Consider the following 4,366-nt stretch of genomic DNA (forward strand, 5'->3'; position numbering starts at 1 on the left):
CGAACCCTCCTCAAACGCCTCAATTCGCTGGTCAATTTCGGCCCGACTCCACCCCATCACCGGCCCATTGCCGTAGAGTTTCATCTCCTCAAAACTGTCGTATGAAAGCGATTCGTTTTCGGAAAGGTCCGTACCCATCACCAACGTATGGTGACTGCCGTCGAGCAAGCCATGGGGCAAATCCCTGAGGTCATTGCCGCAGAGGTTCAATGTCCGCAGGTTCGGCGCTTGCAACGTACCGTCGGGCCATTCGGTGAGGCGGTTGTAACTGAGATCCAGGGTCTCGATCCGAGTGAAAGATTGGGCATCGAACTCACTCAGAGTGTTTCTGTGTAGATCCAAGCGGCGCAGGCGTTCGCCACCCAAAAGGCGATACACGGGCTCGGGATCAGTGAGGGCATTATTTCCCAGCTCCAGTTGCTCAAGCTGGGCCATGTGCTGCACTGCCTCGGGAATGGCCGACAGTTCATTACCACTCATGACCAGCTTGCGTACTGCGGGAAAGCTATTGAGGAAACCCTCGACACCCGCCACCGAAAACCGCACACCGGTTAAATTCAGCGTATGGACATGACTGAACTGCACCGTCAATGCGGGCAGATTATCGGTTTGCAAGCCATGCAGGCTCAGTTCATAACCGGCTTCGGCCGACACACCGGTTTGCCAGCACTCAGCGATCTTGAGAGCGACCAGCTGACGCTCTTCAGCGGCCCGGCTGATGTCCGGGCCGGGTAACTCGCGGGTATACAGCCAGCCGTTAAGCTCGCGCACCAGGTTCTCGTACTCCTGGTGCCATGTGGTCAACAGCGCATCTATTTGCAGGTCATTCATCCCACCGGCAGTACGTAACTGCTCGAACCATTGCAAAGCCTTTTCCTCGGTCACCTGCGGGGTCAGTTCCTGCAAGCGCCCGACAAACCCCGCGCGCCCTTCGATCAGTGTGATTTTGCGGGGCAATGGCAACAAATAATTCAACATCGTCAGGCCCGTTTCCGCAGGAGGAAAGACGGCCGGCACACTTTGTTGTTCAAACCGCGCCAACGCACCCTGTGGCAATGCCCTGGCGCCTTCGACCCGCCGGCGCGCTGATTCCAGCTCGGACTCACCCGCCGTACTGAAGGCGTTTCCCGTCAAGTTGGTTTTCATCAAGAGCGCGTCAGTCGCCAGCACCTCGGACGGCAGGCTCACCAGTTGATTGTCGCGCAGGTCCAGCCAGGTCAATTGCGGCAAGCGCTCGGCTCCGGTCGGCCAAGCCTGCAGTGTTGTCCTGCGCAAGTTCAACGCCTTGAGCTGCGTCAGTTCGCTGACATCCACGCCGGTAAGCGGTTGGCTGTTATGACTCAGATCCAGGAATTCAAGGCTTTTGAGATCATTGAGTTGCGCCTGCAAGGCCGGCATGGCAAGGCGGTTGTTGGAAAGATCAAGCCGGGTCAAGGCCGGAAGATCGCCTGTACCTATGGGTATTTCAGTCAAGCCAAGGCCGTTCAGCTCAAGGGTTTGCGTATTGCTGAATGCACGAATAAAGCTGCGTGTCTGCTCGATGGATGTGCTCGGCCAACGCAGGCGCAGCGTGCGTACATGGGCAAAGCTTGCGGTGGGTAACGGGGGCAGTTCAACCGCACTCACCTGCAACAGAGGGGTGGTCACTGCAAACCCAGGCGCTGGCAACTCAAACACCGAAGAATCGCTGATTATTCCATACCGCTCGCCTACGGCGTCCCACCAATTGGCTTCAAGCGCACTGATCACGTGGGCGCCTGGCCCCGTCTGCCATCCAGCCGAACGTAACCTGAAGCGCTGCGCGGGATTGGTCGGTGGGTAGTAAAACTGCGCAAAAATGCCAGCGTATTGGTCGCTGAGCGCCTCAATAGCAGCAAACCGCGCTTCAGGCGTCAGCGCGGTTGCCATTATTTTTTGATGCAGTGGGCTAGCCAAACTTGAGTTAGTGGCCAGTTCCCGCAGCTCGCCCTTGGTGTAGTCGCTGACCATCTGGTGCAAGTCAACCAAGTGCCCCCTGTCGCCCTTGTAGGTTCTGACGTACTCGTAGGCAGGCTTGAATGCTTCGCGCGAGAACATTGACCAGTCCATCGACAGCCCTGCCCACAGTTGTTCATGCCCGCTGTACAGCGTGGCGGGCACCTCACTGATCGCGGTGCGGCTCAAATCGAGACGTTCCAAATGGGGAAGGTCCTCGACACCGGCCGGCCACTTCGACAAGCCAGCAGGGGCATCGACTTGCAAGCGTTTCAACTGCACCAACGCCGACAGGTCCAAGCTGTTGAGCGCGGTGACGGAGTATCCGCGGTAATCGATATGCAACGCCTCCAGTGAAGTCAAGGTGTTGAGCCTTGAGAAAAACTCAGGCGCCAGTTGCTTCACCGACGTGCCGAACCTCAGGCTTTTGAGGCTGGCCATACCGGTCACCGTCGAGGGCACCGTCATCAGTGTCGAACCGCTCCCACTCTCGCCCACCCCCCATAACAGGTTGGTATCGCCAATAGACAGGGTTTGTACATTGGGAAACCGCGCCAGAAAGCTCTCCACTTGAGCTTCGTTCATCGGCCCTCCGACCACCGTCAACTCACGAATATGGGAGAAATCAACCGTCAAAGGCGGTAGATGCCCGTCGACGTTGAGGTACAAGCGATCAGCGTTGTTGACCTTCCCCACCACCGCTTCCTTGCGCCAGGCATCCTTGAGCTGTTGCGCCATGTGGGATCTATATTGGTAGTTGCGATCATCGGAAACAGCACCGCGCGAGGGCATGACCCACTCGTCGAGTTTGGACGCCAGCTCCGTGTATTGGCGTTCACGGTTTTGCAGATGGTTGAAGATAGCTTTGTTGTCCTTGCCCTGCGCCTGCAACTGCACAATGTACTCACCGGCTTGAGTGTCACTCAGGCCGAAGAGCGCTTGCGCGCGAGACTCAAGACTCAAAGTCTGGCCCTCCGCTCGCCCACTGGCGTAATACCCCACCAACGTGTCGTTGATCCGTACCGGCGGCTTGAACCAACGACGTTGCGGCGCCAGCCATTGCGGTGCCTGGCTGCGTTCACGGTCAGCAAGCGCGACGAGTTTGGCTTGCAGTTGTGCACTTTGACCGACATGCGGTACACCCAGCGCTTGGCGTGCGCCATCGGGCATGGTATGCATCAGCGAGGGGTAAAAATTATCACCCTCGGTGGGCAGGCTGTTGAGTGCCTCTCCCCGCTCATCGAACGCTTGAAAGCGCGGGCCTTTTTTCACCAGGTATTTCTTGTCCGGTGCCGTGGGGCTGCCGATGCTGTCCAGCAGCGTGCCGCTGTTACTGCCTTCACGCACCTCCAGGCGCAGGGTGTCGGGCCAACCCGGTAACCTTTCCAAGGTATATAACGCCAGTCGGCGACTGTCCGCCAAGGCCATGGTTTCGCTGCGTAAACCCGCGTAAGCCCGGGTTTGCCGACCTTGGATGGCGTACCAGCTCGCCTCCTCCAGCAGGGTCAAAGGCACCCGGCGCGTCGCTTCCAGGCGTTTGAGATCATCCAAGGACGCGTGGGCCAGTGTCTCTCGGGCAGCGGCTTCGCTGAGCCCGGGGCAGGTTCGTTGCAAGAGCTTGACCTGACTATCGACGGGTTCGGTGCCTGCGTAAAGACTGTCGAAAATCGCCGGTTTGCGGGTTTGGGCATAGTCGGCGATTTGCTGGCGAAACTCTTGCGGCCTCACATCGCGGACCCGCGCCCCCTCAGCGCCCAACAGGCTGGTGACTTCCGTCTCATCCAATGCCGCCAGTATGACCGCAGGCAATCGCCCACCCAGGACGTCAGCGCGGGAAATCTGGATCGGCGCCTTCGCGACGCCACGACGAGGCACACGCCCAACACCGTACTTCACGGACTCCCCAGAGAACTCAACACCCTTGAACACCTCGAGCACGCGCGTTTTTGGCCAACGAGGCATTTCAGCGACCAGCGGCAATGCAAACAGATAACGCTCGTCAATTGGCTGGCTGCCTCGCAGCTGCTCTATCACCTGCCCGCTTTCCGCGTCGGCCTTGAACAAGCGCATGGCATCCAGCAGTTCAGGCGGCGGTGCCGCGAGGTCCATGTGCATCTTGCGCAGGGCGCTGTCGCTGACCCCGCTGACATCCGCCACCTTGAGCAACTGCGTGTCGGAAAAAGCGTCGGTTTCTGGCCCCAAGCGCCGCAGCAAGGTCAGGCGATCCCACTCGGCAGGCCGCTCAAGGGTGTGACGCCAGGCTCCCCGACCGTTGCTTTGAAGAATCGGCTGGTAAAGCTCGGCATGGGTCGGATGCTTAATCCTCCAGCTTTTGATCGACTCATCAAAAACCTGCTCGTAGACTCGATCGCCCTGGCGAATATAGGTCTTA

The 4,366-nt window shown here is 58.8% G+C and carries 1 protein-coding gene; it reads right to left on the reverse strand.

The features are described 5' to 3' along the window. Positions 1–4,366: leucine-rich repeat domain-containing protein (locus FEM54_RS25725; RefSeq protein ID WP_138453573.1), on the reverse strand; the 4,366-nt coding region annotated here is incomplete at both ends.

The organism is Pseudomonas edaphica, assembly GCF_005863185.1.
GTDB lineage: Bacteria > Pseudomonadota > Gammaproteobacteria > Pseudomonadales > Pseudomonadaceae > Aquipseudomonas > Aquipseudomonas edaphica.